This is a genomic window from Kitasatospora sp. NPDC050543 (genome assembly GCF_044457565.1).
In the GTDB taxonomy this organism is placed as follows: domain Bacteria; phylum Actinomycetota; class Actinomycetes; order Streptomycetales; family Streptomycetaceae; genus Kitasatospora.
The window spans coordinates 172,996-194,619 of the sequence record NZ_JBITGZ010000008.1; the positions used below are offsets into that span (position 1 = coordinate 172,996).

Genomic DNA, 21,624 nt, shown 5'->3' on the forward strand with positions numbered 1-21,624 from the left:
GCGGTCCCGGCGGGCGCGCCTGGCGAGGTAGCCGTCCAGCGAGAGCTCCGGCGTGCCGGCCAGGACCAGCGGGATCCAGGCCATCAGGTACACCAGGTCGTTGCCGAGGTAGTACGGCGAGACGTTCCAGCTGACGGTCAGCCAGAGGCTGAGGTTGATCAGCGCCCCGCCGGTGGCGGCGATCCGCCCCCAGAGGCCGAACAGCGTGCCCAGGCCCACCGCCAGCTCACCGAAGGCGATGGTGAGCGCGAAGAAGGTGGGGTTGTCCAGTGCCGGGCCGAGCAGGAAGCCGATCGGGCTGGTGCCCTTGACCGCCTGGGTCTGGGAGACGAACGAGGCCGGATCGACCGCACCGGCCAGGTAGTGCGAGTCGGACAGCTTGTCCAGCGCGGCGTACACGAAGGTCACACCGAGGAACAGCCGCAGCGGCAACAGCGCGTACCGCGAAGCCTGCTGACGGCGCAGATTCGCCCGTGCGACCCCGTCGGCCCGCTCCCCGCCGGCCGCGTTCGTGCTGGCTCCCGACATGCCTCCACCTTCCCTCGCGGCCCGCCAGCCTGACAGGTCCGGTCCGATTCTGCCCGTTCCCGAGCACTTTCCGTGGGAGGGCCCCCCTCGGAGCCCCGGCACCGCGAACGGCCGCGCCATCGCTCCCTCATGTACGGGGGCGACGGCGCGGCCGTTCAACGCCGGTGGGAGTTACTCCCACTCAATGGTGCCCGGCGGCTTGCTGGTGCAGTCCAGCACCACCCGGTTGACGTCCTTGACCTCGTTGGTGATCCGGGTCGAGATCTTCGCCAGCACGTCGTACGGCAGCCGCGACCAGTCGGCGGTCATGGCGTCCTCGGAGGACACCGGACGCAGCACGATCGGGTGGCCGTAGGTACGGCCGTCACCCTGGACGCCGACACTGCGCACGTCCGCGAGCAGCACGACCGGGCACTGCCAGATCTCGCGGTCCAGGCCGGCCGCGGTCAGCTCCTCGCGGGCGATGGCGTCGGCCTCACGGAGCAGGTCCAGACGCTCCTTGGTGACCTCGCCGACGATCCGGATGCCCAGGCCCGGGCCCGGGAAGGGCTGGCGCTGGACGATCTCCTCCGGCAGGCCGAGCTCCTGGCCGACCATCCGGACCTCGTCCTTGAACAGCTTGCGCAGCGGCTCCACCAGCTGGAACTGGAGGTCCTCCGGCAGGCCGCCGACGTTGTGGTGGGACTTGATGTTGGCGGTGCCGGTGCCGCCACCGGACTCCACCACGTCCGGGTACAGGGTGCCCTGGACCAGGAACTCGACGGACTCGCCGTGCTCGCCGGCCTCGGCCACGATCTCGGCCTGGGCCTGCTCGAAGACGCGGATGAACTCACGTCCGATGATCTTGCGCTTCTCCTCGGGGTCGCTGACCCCGGCGAGGGCGTTCAGGAAGCGCTCCTGCGCGTCGACGACCTTCAGCCGGACGCCGGTCGCGGCGACGAAGTCCTTCTCGACCTGCTCGGTCTCGCCCTTGCGCATCAGGCCGTGGTCGACGTAGACGCAGGTCAGCTGGTCCCCGATGGCCTTGTTGACCAGGGCCGCGGCGACCGCGGAGTCCACGCCACCGGAGAGACCGCAGATGGCGCGCTTGTCGCCGATCTGCTCGCGGATCAGGGCCACCTGCTCGTCGACCACGTTGGTGGTCGTCCAGCTCGGGGAGATCCCGGCGCCGCGGTAGAGGAAGTGCTCCAGGATCTGCTGGCCGTGCGTGGAGTGCAGCACCTCGGGGTGGTACTGGACGCCGTACAGCTTGCGCTCGTCGTTCTCGAACGCGGCGACCGGCACCACCTCGGTGGAGGCCGTGACGGTGAAACCCTCGGGCGCGGCGGAGCAGGCGTCGCCGTGCGACATCCACACCGACTGCTCGGCCGGGGTGCCCTCGAAGAGCGTCGAGCCGCTCTTGCTGACGTGCAGGCCCGTACGGCCGTACTCACGGGCACCGGAGTTGTCGACGGTGCCGCCGAGGGTGATCGCCATCAGCTGGAAGCCGTAGCACATGCCGAAGACCGGGACACCGGCCTCGAAGATCGCGCGGTCCAGGCGCGGGGCGCCCTCCTCGTAGACCGAGGACGGACCGCCGGAGAGGATGATCGCCTTCGGGTTCTTGGCGAGCATCTCGGCGACCGGCATGGAGCTCGGCACGATCTCGCTGTAGACCCGTGCCTCACGCACCCGGCGGGCGATGAGCTGGGCGTACTGGGCACCGAAGTCGACGACCAGGACGGTGTCGACCGGCGGTACGGAGTGGTCGGGGGTAGCAGAGGACACGGACGGCCTTCCGGCAGCGGAACGGGAGGTGTCGCGCCGCGTGCCCCGTGCGGGCGGCGGCGGCGGGTGACAGGTGGGGGTGTCTGCCCCCGAGTCTACCGGGCTGCCCGGACGTGCCCCCTTCACCCGGTTGCCGCACCTCGCCACCGTGACCCGTTCCGGCGGCGGATCGTTGTTCCTGGCGACCGTACGACCGCGTCACACCCTCCAGGTGCGACGCCCCGGCCCCGGCTGCGGGGTGGTGCCGTACGGGCTTGCAGGACCACGCGTGGAGCTCTCGTCCCAGTCCACCGGCGCGCGTGGCGCCGCCGCGCTCCCGGCTCAGCCGGGCGCGGCCCGCCGTGGGACCGTGCGCGGGTGATGCGGCCGGCCAGCAGGGGACAGCGACCCCGGCCGCGACTGGACCAAGGAGGTGGGGCGGTCGGTGCCCGGGGACGCCCGGAGCCGGCCGCCGCACCCCCGGTCCGGCCCGCCGGTCCGCCGGCCCGATTTCGCCCGTTCCGCTGCGCCCGGCCTGTTCCACCGGCGCACTGACGCCGTACTTCGCGCCGCCCAGCGCCGCCGTGCGCGTCGCCGTGCACCCGGCCGCATCAGCTACTCACCGTGATCATCAGGCGGGCCGCCCACGGCCGCCGAAGGGCTTCGCGCGGGGCTTGCGCAAGGCCTCGTCCGGGGTCCGCAGGCGGGGCCCGGCGAAATTGGACTGTGCCGAAACCCGCCGAACCGGTTGCAGAGTAAGGGCTACGTCCAGCACGATGCTGGTTGAGGGGTTCGTCCGACGACCGTCCTGCGGTCGGCGGGCAGCCGTGCGGATGCCGCCGCGAAGCGACGGTGACAACGGTTATCACCTCACGCTCAGTGAGCGGCGGCCGGGCCGATATGCCCGCGTCGACCCGCGCACGACCGCGCACGCGCGCCGCACATCCGGCCACCCACGCCGGGTGGCGGCGCGAACATCACAGCCATCTCGACACGACGGCGCTCTTCCCCCGGCGCCGTCACTCCAGCACCGGCGCAGCCCTGGCGCCGAGTGCTGAGCGACAAAGGGCCCCGTTCCCCCGCGGGGCCCTTTGCCCTTTCCGGCAGCACCTCCGTCGCCCGCCTCCTGCGACGGACGACGGACGCGCGAAGGGCGCCCGTCGGGCTTCCGGTGGCGCCGCCTCACTTACGCCAGACGCTCGGGTCCTCCGCAGCGCCCGACTCGTCCCCGTGCGAGTCGAGCAGGTCGGTCGGCGCCGCCACAGCCGGCGGCGCGACGTCGGGCACGGCACCCGGCACGGCGTCAGGCGCGGTGAGGTCCCCCGGCCCGCCCTGCGTCGGCACCGAGCCGAGCGGCGAGGCCGGAGCCTGGGTGCCCGGGGTGGGCGGCGCACCCTCGAAGCCCGCCCCGGTCGTGGCCGGCCGGCTGCCGCGCCCGAACAGCAGCGGCACGCCGAGCGCACCCGCCGCCGCCCAGACCGCATTCGCCAGCAGCACCGACAGGGCCAGCAGCCCCAGCGAGGTGTGCCCGCCCGCCCCCGGCCCCCGGCTGACCGAGTCCGGAAAGTAGTCCGAGTGCTCCCTGTACCGCAGGGTGCTGCTCAGCGCGGCACCCGCGATCAGCATCAGCAGGCTCAGCGCGCCCGCGTAGACGGCGGCCAGCCTGAGCCGGTCCGCGGAGTCCAGCTGCCGGCGGTGCGCCGTCCAGCCGAGGAAGAGCGCGCCGGCGACCGCCAGCAGGGCGGCCCAGCGCCAGTCGGCGGTCAGGCCCTGCATGTCGAAGAGCGAGAGATGCGCCAGGTTGTCCTCACCCGCTTCGAACCGGCTCCCGGAGCCGGCGTAGGGGCTGCGGTAGGAGCTGCCGTCGCCCGCCGCGAAGGTCGCGCCCGAGCCGTACCCGAGCAGCAGCAGGCCCAGGTTGGGCAGGAAGGCCAGCGCGGCGACGGTCAGGTTGGCCTCGCCCTGGGCCGCGACGATGACGAACGCCGTCAGCGCGGCGAGGCCCACCGTCACGGCCAGCACGCGTCCGGCCGTGAGCGCGGCGACCGCCCAGCCCCGGACCGCCCGGCTGCGCCAGGCCGCCCAGCGCAGCGCGTCCGTGCCGTAGACGGTGAGCGCGAGCAGCCCGGCGAGCAGGAAGGCCCAGCCGGCCGACTGCAGCCAGCCCGCGTCGACTCCGACTCCGAAGACGGACAGCAGGCGGTCGTAGTCGCCGTAGTCGACCGGCGTCCCCCGACCGCGCACCGGCGGCCGCCAGTCGCCGCCGCCGAGCAGCCCGAGCAGCAGGGTCACCGCCGCGGCGACCAACGCGGTGCGGGCCGCCTCGCCGCAGGCCTGCTGCCGGGTGAGCTGCCCGCCGCCGTGCGCGGCCTGCCGCCGGTTGAGCCCGGCCCGCAGGCCGAGCCAGAGTGCCAGCAGCCACAGCACGGTGACCGTCATCGGCACCACCCGCAGGCTGTACTCGGCGTTCGCGCCGGAGCGGACTCCGCCGGCGAGGACGGCCTCGAAGGGCGCGCCGAGGGCGGCCAGTGCCGCCGCCAGCGCGGCGCCGTAGCGGATGCCGAACGGGGCCGCGAACTCGCCTCCGTAGCTGGTCGGCACAGCCGTCACCAGCGCCGCGAGCAGCAGCACCGCCGTCGGTGCCACGATCGCGCGCAGGGCCGGGCGCCAGTCGGCGCCGGTGGTCCAGCGCAGCGCCGCGGGCTGCGCACCCGCCGGGTCGTACGGCGTGCCGCCGGCCCAACCGCCCACCACAGGCGGCGTGGTGGGCACTCGGGCCGGCGGCGGCGGAAGCACGGGCGGAGTGCCGGGCGCGACCGTGGGCAAGGCTGCGGGCGGAGCCATGGGCGGAGCCGACGGTGGTGGTGGCGGCGGTGGCGGCGTGAGCGGCCGCCCGCAGGACGCGCACCGCTGCCCGCCCTCCCCCGAAGCAGCGTCGCACGATGCACAGATGGCCATACCAGCAATCCCCCATCCCCGCAGGTCTCCTGACCCGGGCCCCGTTTATCCCACCGGGCGTCGCGGGCTGTCAACTGCCATGGACGCGACGAACAGGGGCCCGGTTTCAGGCCTCCGGGCGAGCCTCCGCCCGGTCGTCGCCCTGCTCCACCCGCCTCTTGGGCACCTCCGGCACGGCGAGCAGCGGCAGCCGCAGAGCGCCGAACGCACCGTCGGGCACCGCGGGCCTCGTCGGCACCACGGCGGCCACCCGCCGATAGCCCTCGCCCTGCGCCGGACGCGGGTCCGTCTCGCCCTTGTTGGGCCACATCGACATCGCCCGCTCGGCCTGCGCGGTGATGGTGAGGGAGGGGTTGACGCCCAGGTTGGCGGAGACGGCCGAGCCGTCCACCACGCTGATCCCCGGGTGCCCGTACAGCCGGTGGTACGGGTCGACGACGCCCGTCTCCGGGGCGTCGCCGATCGGGCAGCCGCCGAGGAAGTGCGCGGTCATCGGGATGTCGAAGACCTCGCCGACGGTGCTGCCCGCGAAGCCGTTGATCTCGGCCGCCAGCGCCACCGCTCCCGCCTCGGCGGCCGGGATCCAGGTCGGGTTGGGTGCGCCGTGACCCTGGCGTGAGGTCAGCTTGCCCTTGCCGAGGCCCTTGTCCTTCAGTGAGACGGTGATCGAGTTGTCCAGCGACTGCATCACCAGACCGATGATGGTCCGCTCCGACCAGCGGTGCTTGTTCATCGACTGCGCGAGGACCACCGGGTGCCGGGCCGCCGTCAGCGCGTAGCGCAGCCAGCGCGGCCCGCGGCCGCCGCCCTTCACCTGCATGATCGACATCAGGCCCATCGCGTTCGAGCCCCTGCCGTAACGGACCGGCTCGATGTGGGTGTTCTCGTCCGGGTGGATCGAGGAGGTGATGGCGACACCCCGGGTGAAGTCCACCCGGGCGCCGTAGCGCCGGTCGGTGGTCTGCGCGCCCACCAGCGCCTCGGAGTTGGTCCGGGTCAGCTCGCCCAGGCGGCCCGAGATCCGCGGCAGGTGACCGCGGTCGCGCATCCTGTGCAGCAGCGACTGGGTGCCGTAGGTGCCGGCCGCGACCACCACCCTGGCCGCCGTGAGGGTCCGGGCCCCCGCCTTGACCGGGTCCGAGGAACGGGAGTCGGTGCGCCGCACGTCCACCGCGAAGCCCTCCCCGCGCTCGCGGATCCGGGCCACGGTGGTCAGCGGGTGGATCTCCGCGCCGCCGCGCTCGGCCAGGAAGAGGTAGTTCTCGGTCAGCATGTTCTTGGCGCCGTGCCGGCAGCCCGTCATGCACTCGCCGCACTCCACGCAGGCCCGGCGCCGGGGCCCGGCACCGCCGAAGTACGGGTCCTCGATCTCCGCGCCCGGCGCGGCCTTGGCGGTGCCGTCCGAATCCTTGCCGTCGCCGAAGAACACCCCGACCGGCGCGAGGTGGAAGGTGTCCCCGACGCCCATCTGCTCGGCGGCCGCCTTGAGATGGACGTCCGAGGGGGTCACCGTCGGGTTGGTACGCACGCCGAGCATCCGCTGCGCCTGGTCGTAGAAGGGCGCCAGCTCCGCCTGCCAGTCGGTGATGTGCTGCCACTGGCGGTCCTCGAAGAACGCCTTCGGCGGGACGTACAGCGTGTTGGCGTAGTTGAGCGAGCCGCCGCCGACGCCGGCACCGCCGAGCACCAGGACGTTCGCCAGCAGGTGGATCCGCTGGATGCCGTAGAGGCCGAGCGCCGGGGCCCAGAGGTAGTTGGCGATGTCCCAGGAGGTCTTGGGAAGTTCGTCCCTCGCGAAGCGGCGCCCCGCCTCCAGGACGGCCACCCGGTACCCCTTCTCGGTCAGCCGCAGGGCGGAGACCGAGCCGCCGAAGCCGGAGCCGACCACGATCACGTCGTAGTCGTACTCATCACCGTTGGGGGACTCCACCATGTGCCGCTGCTCCTTCGAGATGCCGGATGCCGAACGGGGGACTGCTTGCCGAACCTGCGTGCCGCACCTGCGCGGCGTACGTGCGCGGCGTACCCGCGTGCCGCGCCTGCGCGGCGGGACCATGTGCGGCCGGGCCGCCCGAAGCTCAGGGCCCTGGGTTCAGGGGGCCGTCCGAGCCTCGGGGCGGCCCGCGGGAGGCCGCCGCCCTACTTGAAGCCCAGGGCCTTCAGTGCCCTGAGGCCGGTGGTGAACAGGGCGGCGAACTTCTCGTCGTCCATGCCCAGCGAGGGTCCGATCGGCAGCAGCCGCTGGCTGGCGATGGTCTGCGCCTCGGTGAAGCGCAGGATGCCCTCCGAGCCGTGCCGCCGGCCCAGCCCGGAGTCGCCCATCCCGCCCATCGGCGAACCGACCGAGCCGTACGCGGCCGCGTAGGCCTCGTTGATGTTCACGGTGCCGGTGTGCAGGCGGGCCGCGATCGCCCGGCCGCGCCGCTGGTCCCTGGTCCAGACGCTGGAGTTCAGGCCGTAGGAGGTGGAGTTGGCGGCGGCCACCGCCTCGTCCTCGGTGTCGAAGCGGTAGATCGAGACGACCGGGCCGAAGGTCTCCTCGGCGCAGACGGCCATCTCGGGCGTGACGCCGTCCAGGATGGTCGGTTCGAAGAACAGCGGGCCGAGGTCGGGCCTGGCCCGCCCGCCGGCCAGCACGCGGGCCCCGGCCTTGACGGCCTCCTCGACATGGCGGGTGACGGTCTCCAGCTGGCGTTCGGAGACCAGCGAGCCCATGTCCGCGCCGTACGCCAGGCCGCCGCCCAGCCGCAGCGCGCTGGTCCGCGCGGCGAAGCGGGCCAGGAACTCGTCGGCCACCGAACGGTGGACGAGGAGGCGCTCGATGGAGATGCAGAGCTGGCCGGCGGAGGAGAAGCAGGCGCGGACGGCGCCCTCGGCGGCCTTGTCCAGGTCGGCGTCGGCGAGCACCAGCAGGGCGTTCTTGCCGCCGAGCTCCAGCGAGGCACCGACCAGCCGGGCGGCGGCCTGCTGGGCCACCTCGCGCCCGGTGCGGGTCGAGCCGGTGAAGGAGACGTAGTCGGCGTGCCGGACGACGGCCGGACCGATCACCGGGCCGTCGCCGATCACGATCTGCCACAGGTCCGCGGGCAGTCCCGCCTCGATCAGCAGCTCGCGGGCCCAGAGCGCGGTGAGGGCGGTCTGCGTGTCCGGCTTGTTGACCACCGCGTTCCCGGCCACGAAGGCGGGCAGGGCGTCGCCCACGGAGAGTTCGAGCGGGTAGTTCCAGGGCGAGATCTGCCCGATGACGCCCTTGGGCCGGCGGGCCTCCAGGGTGTGCGTCAGCACCGGCAGGGCGCCGCCCCGGCGCCGGTCGCGCAGGTAGCGCTGGGCCGAGCGGCCGTAGTGCCGGGCGGCGAGGGCGGCGCCGAGCACCTCCTCGAAGGCGTGCAGCCTGGCCTTGCCGGTCTCGGCCTGGATCAGGTCGAGGATCTCGTCCTGGCGGCGCAGCAGCAGGTCGTGGAAGCGCAGCAGGACGGCGGCGCGCCGGCGGACGGGCAGCGCGGCCCAGTTCTTCTGCGCCCGCCGGGCCAGCTCGTACGCCACCTCGACGTCGGCGGGGCTGGACTGCGGCAGGGTGGCCAGCCGCTCGCCGGTGAGCGGTGCGGTGGTGTGCACCAGCTCCGGATCACCGGCGGTGGTGATGCCCGCGGCCAGCCGGGCGACCACGGCCGGGGTGACCGCCGAGGCGACGGTACGGGCGCCGCCCGGCGCGGCGGGGTTGCGCCCGGGCTGTGCGGAAGCCTGGGCGAGGGCCTGTGCGTCTGCCGTGAGGTCGGTCATGCGGCGAAGCCTAGGCGCTCGGCGGCCGGTGCGATACCCGTCGGTAACAGAAAACTGTCTGTGTCCGACGTACTGCGGGGCGCGCCACCGGGGAGACGTGTCGGTGACCGACATACCGCCGGCCGACGCGGCGAAGCATCGGTGACCGAGCTTTCACCGCCCGGCCCGCGACGGGCCGGCCGGGCAGGTGGGCCCGGGCAGGTGGGCCGGGGGGGTGGCTCAGTGGATGGGCGTGAAGTGGTTGAGCACCGTGGTGAAGCGGTTGGCGCCTTCCTTCCAGTCCACGTCCCGGTCCGGGCAGGAGAGGTAGATCGCGTAGGAGGTGCCGTTCTCGTCGATGAACTCCTCCTCGATCGCGTGCCGGCGCCCGCCCTCCTTTGCCGCGTAGGTGAACTCCCAGACCGCCGCCTCCTGGCCCTTGAACCGGGCGCCGGTCAGCTTGATCTGGCGGTAGTCCTTCAGCTTGCCGACGGTGGTCTCCATCTCCTCGAAGTGGTCGAGCGGCTGGACACCCTGGCCGACCGCCACGGCGAACTGGAGGTAGTGCACGTTGTTGTCGGGGCTGTAGAAGATCTGGTTGCCGTCCACCGTCCGCAGCCACGGGGGCGAGGCCACCGGCAGCGGGAACCGGAAGCCCGCCGGATCGTCCACCCAGCGGTAGCCTGCCGGTGCGGCCGGACCGGAGGGGCCGGCCGTCGGGGTGCCCGAGGCGCTGGGCTGCGGGTTCGGCACGTTGTGCGTGCCCCGGCTCACGAAGTACGCCGCGCCGGCCGCCACCAGGGCGGTGGCGAGGCCGATCGCGGCCAGCCACAACACCTTCCGCCCCCGCCGGGCCGGCCTCCCGGGCACCGCCCGCCCGTTGACGGCGTGCGTCTCGGCGGCGGCCACCGGGGCCGGGTGCGCCACGGCCGGCGCGGCAGCCGGCGGGGCAGTCGCCGGCGCGGGCACCGGGGCAGCCGCCGGCGCGGTCGGCCCGGTGGGCGCCGCATCCTCGGCGGACGCACCGGCCGGCTGCTCGGTACGGTCCACCACCGGCACCGACTGCGTCGGCTCCTTCTGCGCGCTCCCCGGCGCCGGCCGGAAGCCGATGGTGTGACCGTCGGTCACCTCCGCCAGCATCCGCATCGCCTCGTCGGCCGTGGGCCGGTCCTCCGGCGCCTTGGCCATCAGCGCGGCCAGCACCGGGCCCAGCGCCCCGGCCCGGCGCGGCTCCGGCAGCGGATCGGCCACCACCGCGGCCAGCGTGGTCAGCGGTGAGGTACGGCGGAACGGCGACTCCCCCTCCACCGCCGCGTACAGCGTCGCGCCGAGGCCCCACAGGTCGGAGGCCGGGCCCGGGCGCTCGCCCTGGGCACGCTCCGGCGCGAGGTAGTCCGGCGAGCCCACCAGGTCACCCGGGCGGGTCAGCTCGGCCGAGCCCTCGAAGGTGGCGATGCCGAAGTCCAGCAGCACCACCCGGCCGGTGCCGCGTTCCAGCAGCACGTTGGGCGGCTTCACGTCGCGGTGCAGGACGCCCAGTTGGTGGCCCCGGTGGAGGGCGGCCAGCACCTGCATCCCGACCTCGGCGGCCTCCCGGGGCAGCAGGGTGCCGTCCTGGCTGATCACGTCGGCGAGCGAGCGGCCGTCGACCAGCTCCATCACGATCCACGGGCGGCCGTCCTGCTCCAGCACGTCATGGATGGTGATCACGCCGGGGTGCTTGATCCGCGCGGCAGCCCTGGCCTCACGCTTCATCCGGGACTGCAGGATCTCCAGATCCTCCTCGGAGAGGTGGCGCACGGTCAGCTCCTTGACCGCCACCTCGCGGTCGAGCATGCGGTCCCGGGCCCGCCAGACGGTGCCCATACCGCCCCGGCCCAGTCTCTCCCCGAGCTCGTAGCGGCCCGCCAGGACCCGCTCCACCTCGGCCGCCTCCGACCGATCCTGCACGCTCATGGCGACCGCTCCCCCTCATCCACCTGCCGTCACCGTGACGGAGGGCCCGGTGCGCCGCTGACCACTGTTCGAATCATCCTTCACGCACAGATTAGGCGGCCCAGGTCACACCTGGAATCCCGCCCCGGTCGCGAGTGAGGCCGATGCTCTGGCGCCTGAGCCGTCAGCCCGCGAACAGAACCACCGCCGCCAGCGCCACCAGCAGCGCCACCAGCACCCCGGCGACCAGCAGCGGCCCGAGCAGCGCGGGCGGCACCACGGAGCGCCGGGAGGCGCGCGGCGCCGCCGACCGCTCCCGGGGCTCCTCGCGCGCCCTGCCGCCGGGGGCCCCGAATCTCAGCCCCACGCGCGCGGCACCGCGCTGACGCACCACCAACGGGCCGGCCGGCCGCGGCACCGGCAGCAGCACCGGCGACGGCGGACCGTACGGCTCCGGCGCGCCCGCCAGCAGCTGCGTCAACTCCTGCCGCACCTGCACCGCCGTGGGCCGGGCCCCCGGATCGCCCTGGAGCAGCCGCTCCACCAGCGGCCGCAGCGGCCCGCAGCCCTCGGCCGGCTCCCGCCGGTCCTCGCGCAACGCCGCCAGCAGGCCCGGCAGATCGTCCTGCGGGTACGGGCCGTGCCCGGTGAGCAGCCGGAACATCAGCACGCCGAGTGCCCAGCAGTCCCCCGCCGCCCCGCCGTCCATCGGCCAGCGCTCGGCCTGCGCGCCCAGCAGTCCGGCCCGCACCTCGTACCTGCGCCGCCCGCCCGGCCCGCCGAGCTCCTCGCAGAGCGCCTCCTGCGCCACACCGGGCAGCAGCCCGCCCAACAGCGCGGCGCCGTCCTCGCAGACCAGCACCGAGTCGGCCGACACGTTTCCGTGGGTCAGCCCCGCCTCGTGCAGGGCCCGCAGTGCCCCGGCGAGGTCCGCCGCCAGCTCGGCGACCCGGTACGGCGGCACCGGCCCGTCCTGCGCCAGGTCCGCGAGCGGCGCACCGCCACCCGGGTGCTCCTCCACCGTCCACAGCACCTCGGCGTCGACGAACACCCCGCGTCCCTGGAGCAGCCTGGGATGCCCGGGCACCCACTGGGCGACCCCGGCCACCCTGGCGACCAGCCGCTCCCCCTGGGCCTGTGACGGGTCCTCCCCCACCTCACCCGGCGTCAGCAGCCCGGGCAACTCCAGGCCGCGCAGCAGGACGTCCCCGCCCGTCCGCTCGTCCACCGCGAGCGCGCGCAGGGACTGCGGACGGTCCGTCACCCGGTAACGCCCCGACAACACCTGCCCCGGGCCAGCTCGCATCCGCATTCCTCTCGTCCCCGCCAGCGTACGTGCCCGGCTGGGTACGCTCGGCCCATGGACTGGACCGATCTGATCGATGTGGCCTTCGACGTGGCCGGCAACAGCAGCAGCGACCACCGTGCGGCCGCGGTACGGACGATGGAGAGCACCGTCCTCCCCGGCGAGCAGCCGGTCGCGGCCACCGCCGCCCGTCACCCCGACCACTTCCGCAAGGGCGCCCTGGTACTGACCAACCAGCGGCTGCTCTTCCTCAAGGACGGGAAGCCTCCGATTCCGGTTCCGCTGGAGGCCGTCACGGACGTGACGGTCACCCGGACCCGGATCAACGGCGAGGTGATCAAGGTGGTGGCGCTCACCGGCGCCCACCGCTTCGACGAGGTGGTCAAGGCCGAGCCGTTCGCCGAGCAGGTCCGCGTCAGCGCCCGCGCCGCACGCAACGCGGCCCAGGCGCCGGCCCCCGCCGCGGGCCCCGCGCCCGCCGGCGGCGGCGACCTGCTCGACCAGCTCGAACGCCTGGCCGCCCTGTACACCGCGGGCGCCCTCACCGACGAGGAGTTCGCCCGGGCCAAGCACCGGCTGATCGGCTAGGCCCTACCCCGGCCGGGCACGCCCGGCAGGCCCCCGGCAGGCGGAGTCAGGGCGCCGGCTGGAAGGTGTCGTAGCTGGTCTGCCGGGCCTCGGTGCTCGCCGCGCCGCTCCAGTCGTCGACCGGGACGGTCCAGTAGATGGCGTAGCCGTACTTGGCCTCGCCGGTGACGAAGCCGCGGTTGAGCGAGTGCGTACGCGGGTTGGCGCCGGAGATCCACTCCCAGTCCGCGGCGTTCGTCCACTGGCGGTAGGTGACCGCCTGGAGAGCGACCCGCTGGTAGTTGGTGACCTGCGCCATCAGGCCGGGCTCGGAGCTCTGCCAGTCCGCCAGGGCGCTCTTGCCCGGGCTGGTGGTCCACTCGATCACCAGGGTGCTGCCGTTGGCCTTGAAGGTGCGGCGGTTGCTCGTCGAGGCCGACTCCTTCAGCCAGTCCGGCAGGACGATCGAGAAGCCGGACGGGTCGCGGTACTCGTGGTAGCCGGCCTTGACGGCGGTGGTCGGCGGCGCGGCCGGGGTGGTGGCCTGGGTCGGGGTGGCGGCGGGCGTGGTCGCGGTGCTCTGCCCCGGGGTCGGCGCGGCGCCCTGCGACGGGGTCTGCGCCGTGCTCGGCGAGGGGCTCTCGGAGGCGGTCTGCCCCGGGCCCGCCGAGGTTCCTGAGCTCGCCGTGGCACCCGTGGTCGCCGCACCCGTGCCGGCCGCGCCGGAGGCGCCGGACGAGGTCGCCGCCGACGCCCCGGCGGCCGAGTTCTCGGAGGCCGTCGTCACCGAGCCCGAACCCGTCCGGCCGGCCGCCGCGTTCGACCCGCTGAACGCCTTCACCAGGGCCACCGCTCCGGCGATCAGCACCAGCACCAGCACGACCGCGGCCACCAGCACCGCCTTGCGGCGCCGGCCGCCGAGCGGCAGCGTCTCGCCCCGGGACCACTCCCCGGCCCTCGGCGCGGCCACCGGGCCGCCCGTCGCCTCGGCGGGCACGGTGGCCGCCGGCGCCGCCGGCGCGGCCGTGCCCTCGTCCCTGGCCCGGCTGCCGACCCGCACCGTCCCGAGCAGCCCGCCCGGGCGCTTGGCGCCGCCCGCCGAGCCCTCGTCAGCGCCCTTGGCGCCCTTGGCCGGCTCCTGCGCCGCCGCCACCGGGCTGTCCGAGGTCTGCCCGGTCGAGGCCGGCTTCCCCGCGTCCTTCGCCGCCGGTGCCTGCTCGGCCGCCGGCTCCTGCTTCGCCGCCGGCGCCACCGGCACCGCCTGCTGGGTGGTCGCCTCGGCCCGGCCGGTGGCGTCCGCGACGATCCGCTTCAGCATCGAGCGGGTCGCCGAGGCGTCCAGCCGCTGTGCCGGGTCCTTCTCCAGCAGCCCCTCGATCACCGGCCGCAGCGGCCCGGCGTTCAGCGGCGTGCCCAGGTCCTCGGTCATCACCGCGGTGAGCGTCGCGAGCGCCGAGCCCCGGTCGTACGGCGGCTTGCCCTCCACCATCGCGTACAGCGTGCCGCCCAGCGACCACAGGTCGGCCGGCGGCCCGGGCTTGTGCCCGCGGGCGCGCTCGGGGGATATGTAGGAGGGCGCGCCGACCAGCATCCCGGTGGAGGTCACCGAGGTGTCGCCCTCCACGCTCGCGATGCCGAAGTCGGTGAGCACGACCCGGCCGTCCTCGCCGATCAGGACGTTGGACGGCTTCACGTCACGGTGCAGGATGCCGTGGCTGTGCGCGGCACCGAGCACACCCAGCAGGTCGAGCGCGATCTCCGCGGCCCGGACCGGCTGGAGCGGGCCGTCCTCCTTGATGACCTCGGCCAGCGAGCGGGACTCGACCAGCTCCATCACGATCCACGGCCGCTCGTCCTCCTCGACCACGTCGAAGACGGTGACGGCCGCGGTGTGCCGGATCCGTGCGGTCGCCTTGGCCTCGCGGAGCGTACGGACGATCAGCCGGTGCTTCTCGTCCTCGTCGACACCGCCGTGCATCCGCAGTTCCTTGACCGCGACGATCCGGCCGAGCATCTCGTCCTCGGCCCGCCAGACGGTACCCATACCGCCGCGACCGAGCACCGCGTTCAGCCGGTAGCGGCCGGCCAGAAGGCGGCCGGTGGAACCCTGCGCCTGGGTCATTTGGAGCGTTCCCCCATGTGCTGCTGGCGGTCGAGGTGACGGCGCGTCGGCCCGGCGTCGGGCTCCGAACGCCAAGCCTCCATCATCCCCTGTCCCGGACCCCCGCGACCACCCGGCCCCGGTCCGGTTGACAGCGAACCCCGTACCTGCCCGGCGCTCTGTGCCCGACCTGTGATCAAAATCCTGTGTCGAGGCCCACATCGGCGCTGCTAGCGTTCGACGCCGCTCGTCCACACCGCCCTGGGGGATTCCATCATGACCGCACCCGCTCCCGGCTCTGACAGCCAGTCCGGCCCGGCCGCCGCCACGCACTACACCGTACCGGCGCAGCAGCAGGAGGCCCCGGCCGGCTATGTCGCACCGGGCATGCCGGGGGCCCCGGCGCCGTACGCGTACGCGGAGCTGCCCGCCCGCCCGTCGTCTCCGAACATACCCGGCGCGGTCGCGGCCGCCCTGGGTGCGGCACTGGCCGGCGCCCTGGCGTACGGGTTCGTCATGAAGGCCCTGGAGCGTGAGTTCGGCCTGGCGGCGGTGGCGCTTGCCGCGGCCGTCGCCTGGCCGCTGGGCAAGCTCGGCGGCCGCAACCCGGTCCTGCCGGTGGCCGGCGCGGCGCTGTCGGCCCTGGCGCTCTTCCTCGGCCAGTTCTTCTGGGGCGCGCTGATGCTGCACGAGATCGCCGGGGCGCCGTTCGGCGAGCTCTTCGGCTCGGCGCTCGACGTGACCTTCCGGGTGTGGAAGGAGGACCGTGACTTCTACGACGTCCTGTTCTACGGTCTCGCGCTCTACGTGGGCTTCTCCAGCACTAGGCGCTGGGGCTCCGACGACTGACCCCCGTCCCGTCGCCGGACGAGGGGCCCGCACGCACGACGACCCCCGCCGCAGTTGCGGCGGGGGTCGTCGCGGACGGGCGTCAGGCGTGGTGCAGCGCCGGGTTGACCGTCACCTCGACCCGCTGGAACTCCTTGAGCTCCGAGTAGCCGGTGGTGGCCATCGCGCGGCGCAGCGCGCCGAAAAGGTTCATGGTGCCGTCGGGCGTGTGCGAGGGACCGGTGAGGATCTCCTCGGTGGTGCCGACCGTGCCGAGGTCCATCCGCTTGCCGCGCGGCAGCTCCTCGTGGACGGCCTCCATGCCCCAGTGGAAGCCCCGGCCGGGCGCGTCGGTGCCGCGCGCCAGCGCCGCGCCGATCATCACGGCGTCGGCGCCGCAGGCCACGGCCTTGGCGATGTCGCCGCTGTAGCCGACCCCGCCGTCGGCGATGACGTGCACGTACCGGCCGCCGGACTCGTCCATGTAGTCCCGGCGCGCGGCGGCCACGTCGGCCACCGCCGTCGCCATCGGGACCTGGATGCCGAGCACGCCGCGCGTGGTGTGCGCCGCGCCGCCGCCGAAGCCGACCAGCACGCCCGCCGCGCCGGTGCGCATCAGGTGCAGCGCCGCGGTGTAGGTGGCGCAGCCACCGACGATGACGGGCACGTCCAGCTCGTAGATGAACTGCTTGAGGTTGAGCGGCTCGGCCGCGCCCGAGACGTGCTCGGCCGAGACCGTGGTGCCGCGGATGACGAACACGTCGACGCCGGCGTCCACGACGGCCTTGGAGAACTCGGCGGTGCGCTGCGGTGAGAGCGCGGCGGCGGTCACCACGCCGGAGTCGCGGACTTCCTGGATCCGCTGCTTGATCAGGCCGGCCTGGATCGGCGCCGCGTAGATCTCCTGCAGGCGGCGCGTGGCGGCGGCCTGGTCGGTGATGGCGGCGATCTCGTCGAGCAGCGGCTGCGGGTCCTCGTACCGGGTCCACAGGCCCTCGAGGTTCAGCACGCCCAGCCCGCCGAGCCGGCCGATCGCGATGGCCTGCTGGGGGGAGACGACGCTGTCCATCGGGGCGGCCAGGAACGGCAGCTCGAATCGGTAGGCGTCGATCTGCCAGGCGATCGAGACCTCCTTCGGGTCGCGCGTACGACGGCTGGGGACGACGGCGATGTCGTCGAAGGAGTACGCCCGGCGGCCGCGCTTGCCTCGCCCGATCTCGATCTCAGTCACTTCGAGCCCTTCTGCTTTTTGCTGCTCATACCCGCCGGGTCACCCCGGCCGCCCCCAGTATCCCGCACGGGCGCGCCCGCGTGGCGCCGACGGCCACGCGTCGGGACGGCGTGCGCCGAACGGCGAGGGGCCCGCCACCTGCCGGTGGCGGGCCCCTCGGGTCGAGCCGGTGTCAGGGGCGGCTGTAGTTCGGCGCCTCGACGGTCATCTGGATGTCGTGCGGGTGGCTCTCCTTGAGGCCCGCGGAGGTGATCCGCACGAAGCGGCCCTTGGTCTCCATCTCGGCGACGGTGGCGGCACCCACGTAGCCCATGGTCTGGCGCAGGCCGCCGACCAGCTGGTGCAGCACGGCCGCCAGCGGGCCCCGGTAGGGCACCTGGCCCTCGATGCCCTCGGGGACGAGCTTGTCGTCGGAGGCCACCTCGGCCTGGAAGTAGCGGTCCTTGGAGTACGAGCGGCCCTGGCCGCGCGACTGCATGGCGCCCAGCGAGCCCATGCCGCGGTAGGACTTGAACTGCTTGCCGTTGATGAACAGCAGCTCGCCCGGGGACTCCTCGCAGCCGGCCAGCAGGCTGCCGAGCATCACGGTGTCGGCGCCGGCGGCCAGCGCCTTGCCGATGTCACCGGAGTACTGCAGGCCGCCGTCGCCGATCACCGGCACGCCGGCCGCCTGGCACGCCACGGCGGCCTCGTAGATCGCGGTGACCTGCGGAACGCCGATGCCGGCGACCACGCGGGTGGTGCAGATCGAGCCCGGGCCGACACCGACCTTGACGCCGTCCACGCCCGCGTCGATCAGCGCCTGGGCGCCGTCGCGGGTCGCCACGTTGCCGCCGATGACGTCCACGCCCACCGCGGCGCGAATCTTGGAGATCCAGGCCAGCGCGTTGCTGCTGTGCCCGTGCGAGGTGTCGACCACCAGGAAGTCCACGCCGGCGGCGACGAGCGCCTGGGCCCGGTCGAAGGCCTCGGCGCTGGCACCGACGGCCGCGCCGACCAGCAGCCGGCCCTCGGCGTCCTTGGCGGCGTTCGGGTACTTCTCCGCCTTGACGAAGTCCTTGACGGTGATCAGGCCCTTGATCCGGCCCTCGTCGTCGACCAGCGGCAGCTTCTCGATCTTGTGCCGGCGCAGCAGGCCGATCGCGTCCTCCCCGCTGATGCCGACCTTGCCGGTGATCAGCGGCATCGGGGTCATGATCTCGCGGACCTTGCGGGCCCGGTCGGACTCGAAGGCCATGTCGCGGTTGGTCACGATGCCCAGCAGCTTGCCGTCCTCGTCCGCGATCGGCACGCCGCTGATCCGGAACTTGGCGCAGAGCGCGTCGGCCTCGCCCAGGGTGGTCTCCGGGCCGACGGTGATCGGGTCGGTCACCATGCCGGACTCGGAGCGCTTGACCAGGTCGACCTGGTTGACCTGGTCCTCGATCGAGAGGTTGCGGTGCAGGACGCCGACGCCGCCCTGGCGGGCCATCGCGATCGCCATCCGCGACTCGGTGACCTTGTCCATCGCCGCGGACAGCAGCGGGATGTTCACCCGGACGTTGCGCGAGACCCGCGAGGAGGTGTCGACCTGGTTCGGCAGCACCTCGGAGGCCCCGGGCAGCAGCAGGACGTCGTCGTACGTGAGCCCGAGCATCGCGAACTTCTCGGGTACGCCTGCGGCGTTGTATGACATGGCGGGGAGTACCTTCCGTGGCCGGCCGAATCGATCTGCACGCGCCCAGCTGAGGGTGGGGGCGCGTTCGCTCACTGGGGGAGGACGAGCTGCCGAGGTACGGCCTCGTCCACCCGCGCGCTCACCGGCACAGGCTCAGGCCGTCGCAGCGCCCGGCGCCCTGGAGGAACCTCCAAGGGAACCTCACCCGCACCGACGAAACTTTGGCGACCTGCCCAGGCGCCGATACCCCATGGTACTGGCACCGGGAATGTCGCTCGCGCCCCCTTGACAACACCGGCCGGGCATGGGCGATTCCAGGGCCCGTACGTGCCGGGACGACCGGTCGGACGACCGGGTGAACCCGCCGGGGCGGGGCCCCTCGACGGACCGTGCGGCGTCCGCCGGGCGCACGACGCGTACCCACCGGGTCGTGCTCCGGCGGGACGGGCCGGGCAAGCCCTAGGAGGACTCCTCCGCCAGCGCGCGCAGCCGGCTGAGCGCCCGGTGCTGGGCGACCCGGACGGCGCCGGGCGACATCCCCAGCACCTCGCCGGTCTCCTCCGCCGACAGCCCGGCGGCCACCCGCAGCAGCACCAGCTCACGCTGACGGGCGGGCAGGTTGGAGAGCAACTCCTTCGCCCAGGCGGCGTCGCTGCTGAGCAGCGCCCGCTCCTCCGGGCCGAGCGCGTCGTCGGGCAGCTCCGGCATGTCGTCCGGCGGGATCACCGTCGAGCCGGGCCCGCGCATCGCGGCCCGCTGGAGGTCGGCGATCTTGTGCGCGGCGATGCCGTAGACGAAGGCCTCGAACGGGCGGCCGGTGTCCCGATAGCGGGGCAGGGCGCAGAGCACGGCGACACAGACCTCCTGGGCCACGTCGTCGACGTGGTGCCGCGCCCCGCCGGGCAGCCGGACCAGCCGGCCGCGGCAGTACCGCAGTGCCAGGGGGTGCACATAGGCCAGCAGGGCGTCGATCGCCGGACCCTCGCCGCGTACGGCGGCCATCACCAGCTCGCCCACCAGCGGCGATCCGCCGGTGCCGAGCACCGGCGCACGTTCCGGGCCGTCGTGGGCCGAATCGGAGGGGAGATCGGACGGGGAATCGGCCAGGGGATCGGCGGCGGCGTCCGCGTACGACGACTCCCGACCCGGGCCGGAGGGCTCCGCCTCCTCTGGGTCCGCCTCGCCGAGGGCGGCGGCAACGTCGTCGCGCATCGGTCCATGGTGCCTCGTCGAGGCGGAAAACGCGGCACCGCGTCCGGAGTTGTGCACCGGAACGTTATGCGCCGCCACTTTGGGTACCGGCATGCCCTGGCCCGCCGACGTCCGCACAGTGCCGCCTCCCGCCCCGCTGTCCGCCGAGTGTCCTGCGGCTGCGTCGTGCGCCGCAGTGCCTGTCCGCTCGTCCCCGAGGTGCTCCACTCCTCCATGGTGCAACCTCGGGACCGTAACGTCACACGCCTGCGCGAGGGCAATCGCGGGGAGGGTGCCCCGGGCGGCCGGCCGGCCACTGGTCAGCGGACCAGGCCCCAGCGGAACCCGAGGGCCACCGCGTGCGCGCGGTCCGAGGCGCCGAGCTTCTTGAAGAGCCGCCTGGCGTGCGTCTTCACGGTGTCCTCGGAGAGGAACAGCTCGCGGCCGATCTCGGCATTGCTCCGGCCGTGGCTCATCCCCTCCAGGACCTGGATCTCACGCGCCGTCAGCGTGGGAGCCGCTCCCATGTCGGGGCTGCGCAGCCGGCGCGGGGCCAGCCGCCAGGTCGGGTCGGCGAGGGCCTGGGTGACGGTGGCCCGCAGTTCGGCGCGCGAGGCGTCCTTGTGCAGGTAGCCCCGCGCCCCGGCGGCCACCGCGAGGGCGACGCCGTCCAGATCCTCGGCGACGGTGAGCATGATGATCCGGGCGCCCGGGTCGGCGGACAGCAGCCGCCGTACTGTCTCGACCCCGCCGAGGCCGGGCATCCGGACGTCCATCAGGACGAGATCGGAGCGGTCGGCCACCCAGCGGCGCAGGACCTCCTCCCCGTTCGTCGCGGTGGTGACCCGGTCGACGCCGGGTACGGTCGCGACGGCGCGGCGAAGCGCCTCGCGGGCGAGCGGGGAATCGTCGCAAACGAGAACGGAAGTCATGACCGTCCTCCGCAGCTGATCCGCGTCACGTTGAGCCTCCTGGCTGGTACGAATCTCTCCGACACGGCCGATTGGCGACAGACTCCGTGCAGATCGCCATCTCCCCGCGATCGTTCCCGACGTCCGGCGCCCGCTAACCGCCTCCGCACATCCAACGACCGTCACTCGAATGAGTTACGGCCTTCAGGGCCATCTCCACCACTGTACGTGGCCAACCCATTACGGATCAGCCGCATCGCGGTGCACACGCCGCACTTTTGTGCAGCTCGCGCGCCGTCCGCGTGCGACGCGTACGCCGATGCCCGGCCGCGCGCCCCGCCGGCCACCCGATTGCCACGCCCGCGCACGCCAAACCTCATGCCCTCTTTGCCCGTTTTTATAGCTTTTGTACGGTCATTGACTGTTGTGCCACTCTGTGGGTGACTTGTCCATGAGGTTGCCTTAAGTCATATTTCCAGGTGTCCACACCAGCGCATCGAAGCCTCGCCGAGTCGAGCCCAGGTCGGCGAGGCACGGACGAGCCCTTGAAGGGAATGAGCCATGGCAGATTTCTCCCGCCTCCCCGGCCCCAACGCGGACCTCTGGGACTGGCAGCTCTCCGCCGCCTGCCGCGGCGTGGACAGCTCGCTCTTCTTCCACCCGGAGGGCGAGCGCGGGGCCGCGCGGAGTTCGCGTGAGGCGAGTGCCAAGGAGGTCTGCATGCGCTGCCCGGTCCGCACCGAGTGCGCCGCGCACGCGCTGGCGGTGCGCGAACCGTACGGTGTCTGGGGCGGGCTGACCGAGGACGAGCGTGAAGAGATGATGGGCCGCTCGCGCAACCGGCTGGTCGAGGTGCCCCTCACCATGCCGACGGGCGTCCAGCGCTGACACACCCGGCTTCAGCCG

Annotated in this window: 14 protein-coding genes and 1 pseudogene; 3 read left to right on the top strand and 12 right to left on the bottom strand. The window is 73.6% G+C overall.

Annotated elements, in window-relative coordinates; genetic code table 11:
* Positions 1-6: 6 nt before the first annotated feature.
* The 7 genes and pseudogenes from ACIBH3_RS12900 to ACIBH3_RS12930 all read right to left on the bottom strand — a co-directional run.
* Positions 7-528: pseudogene (locus tag ACIBH3_RS12900) on the bottom strand (DoxX family protein); the annotation flags it as partial.
* Positions 529-699: 171 nt separating this feature from the next.
* On the bottom strand, positions 700-2,295 hold the full coding sequence (gene guaA, locus ACIBH3_RS12905) for a glutamine-hydrolyzing GMP synthase (RefSeq protein ID WP_396311986.1): 1,596 nt from the start codon (positions 2,293-2,295) through the stop codon (positions 700-702).
* A gap of 1,161 nt (positions 2,296-3,456) precedes the next feature.
* Complete coding sequence (locus tag ACIBH3_RS12910; RefSeq protein WP_396311987.1) at positions 3,457-5,025, bottom strand: hypothetical protein; 1,569 nt, start codon at positions 5,023-5,025, stop codon at positions 3,457-3,459.
* 313 nt (positions 5,026-5,338) lie between these two features.
* The gene (locus tag ACIBH3_RS12915) at positions 5,339-7,165 is read right to left on the bottom strand and encodes a GMC oxidoreductase (RefSeq protein WP_396311988.1); all 1,827 of its coding nucleotides are present in this window, start codon (positions 7,163-7,165) and stop codon (positions 5,339-5,341) included.
* Between the two features lie 206 nt (positions 7,166-7,371).
* Positions 7,372-9,012 (bottom strand): succinic semialdehyde dehydrogenase, encoded by a 1,641-nt coding sequence (locus ACIBH3_RS12920; RefSeq protein WP_396311989.1) that lies wholly within the window; start codon positions 9,010-9,012, stop codon positions 7,372-7,374.
* A 219-nt stretch (positions 9,013-9,231) separates the two neighbouring features.
* Positions 9,232-10,947, bottom strand: a complete 1,716-nt coding sequence (locus ACIBH3_RS12925) for a serine/threonine-protein kinase (protein WP_396311990.1) — start codon at positions 10,945-10,947, stop codon at positions 9,232-9,234.
* Between the two features lie 163 nt (positions 10,948-11,110).
* On the bottom strand, positions 11,111-12,232 hold the full coding sequence (locus ACIBH3_RS12930; protein WP_396311991.1) for a hypothetical protein: 1,122 nt from the start codon (positions 12,230-12,232) through the stop codon (positions 11,111-11,113).
* A 54-nt stretch (positions 12,233-12,286) separates the two neighbouring features.
* Here ACIBH3_RS12930 and ACIBH3_RS12935 point away from each other — a divergent pair, with 54 nt between their 5' ends.
* Positions 12,287-12,820: an SHOCT domain-containing protein gene (locus ACIBH3_RS12935; protein WP_396311992.1), complete on the top strand. Its 534-nt coding sequence runs from the start codon at positions 12,287-12,289 to the stop codon at positions 12,818-12,820.
* Positions 12,821-12,866: 46 nt separating this feature from the next.
* Here the strand turns inward: ACIBH3_RS12935 and ACIBH3_RS12940 are convergent, their stop codons facing one another.
* Entirely contained in the window at positions 12,867-14,921 is a 2,055-nt protein-coding gene (locus tag ACIBH3_RS12940) for a serine/threonine-protein kinase (RefSeq protein WP_396311993.1), read from the bottom strand.
* Positions 14,922-15,176: 255 nt separating this feature from the next.
* Here ACIBH3_RS12940 and ACIBH3_RS12945 point away from each other — a divergent pair, with 255 nt between their 5' ends.
* Complete coding sequence (locus ACIBH3_RS12945; RefSeq protein WP_396311994.1) at positions 15,177-15,749, top strand: hypothetical protein; 573 nt, start codon at positions 15,177-15,179, stop codon at positions 15,747-15,749.
* An 82-nt stretch (positions 15,750-15,831) separates the two neighbouring features.
* Here the strand turns inward: ACIBH3_RS12945 and ACIBH3_RS12950 are convergent, their stop codons facing one another.
* From ACIBH3_RS12950 to ACIBH3_RS12965, 4 genes are all read right to left on the bottom strand, one after another.
* Entirely contained in the window at positions 15,832-16,959 is a 1,128-nt protein-coding gene (locus ACIBH3_RS12950) for a GuaB3 family IMP dehydrogenase-related protein (protein ID WP_396311995.1), read from the bottom strand.
* Between the two features lie 172 nt (positions 16,960-17,131).
* Positions 17,132-18,634 carry an IMP dehydrogenase gene (guaB, locus tag ACIBH3_RS12955; RefSeq protein WP_396311996.1) on the bottom strand — a complete coding sequence of 501 codons (1,503 nt, stop codon included), beginning with the start codon at positions 18,632-18,634 and terminating at the stop codon, positions 17,132-17,134.
* Between the two features lie 441 nt (positions 18,635-19,075).
* On the bottom strand, positions 19,076-19,660 hold the full coding sequence (gene shbA, locus ACIBH3_RS12960) for an RNA polymerase sigma factor ShbA (RefSeq protein ID WP_396312086.1): 585 nt from the start codon (positions 19,658-19,660) through the stop codon (positions 19,076-19,078).
* A 467-nt stretch (positions 19,661-20,127) separates the two neighbouring features.
* A complete protein-coding gene (locus ACIBH3_RS12965; protein WP_014136228.1) occupies positions 20,128-20,739 on the bottom strand; it encodes a response regulator transcription factor in 612 nt (203 codons plus the stop codon).
* Positions 20,740-21,279: 540 nt separating this feature from the next.
* Here ACIBH3_RS12965 and ACIBH3_RS12970 point away from each other — a divergent pair.
* Positions 21,280-21,606, top strand: a complete 327-nt coding sequence (locus ACIBH3_RS12970) for a WhiB family transcriptional regulator (RefSeq protein ID WP_396311997.1) — start codon at positions 21,280-21,282, stop codon at positions 21,604-21,606.
* The last annotated feature ends 18 nt before the right edge of the window (positions 21,607-21,624 follow it).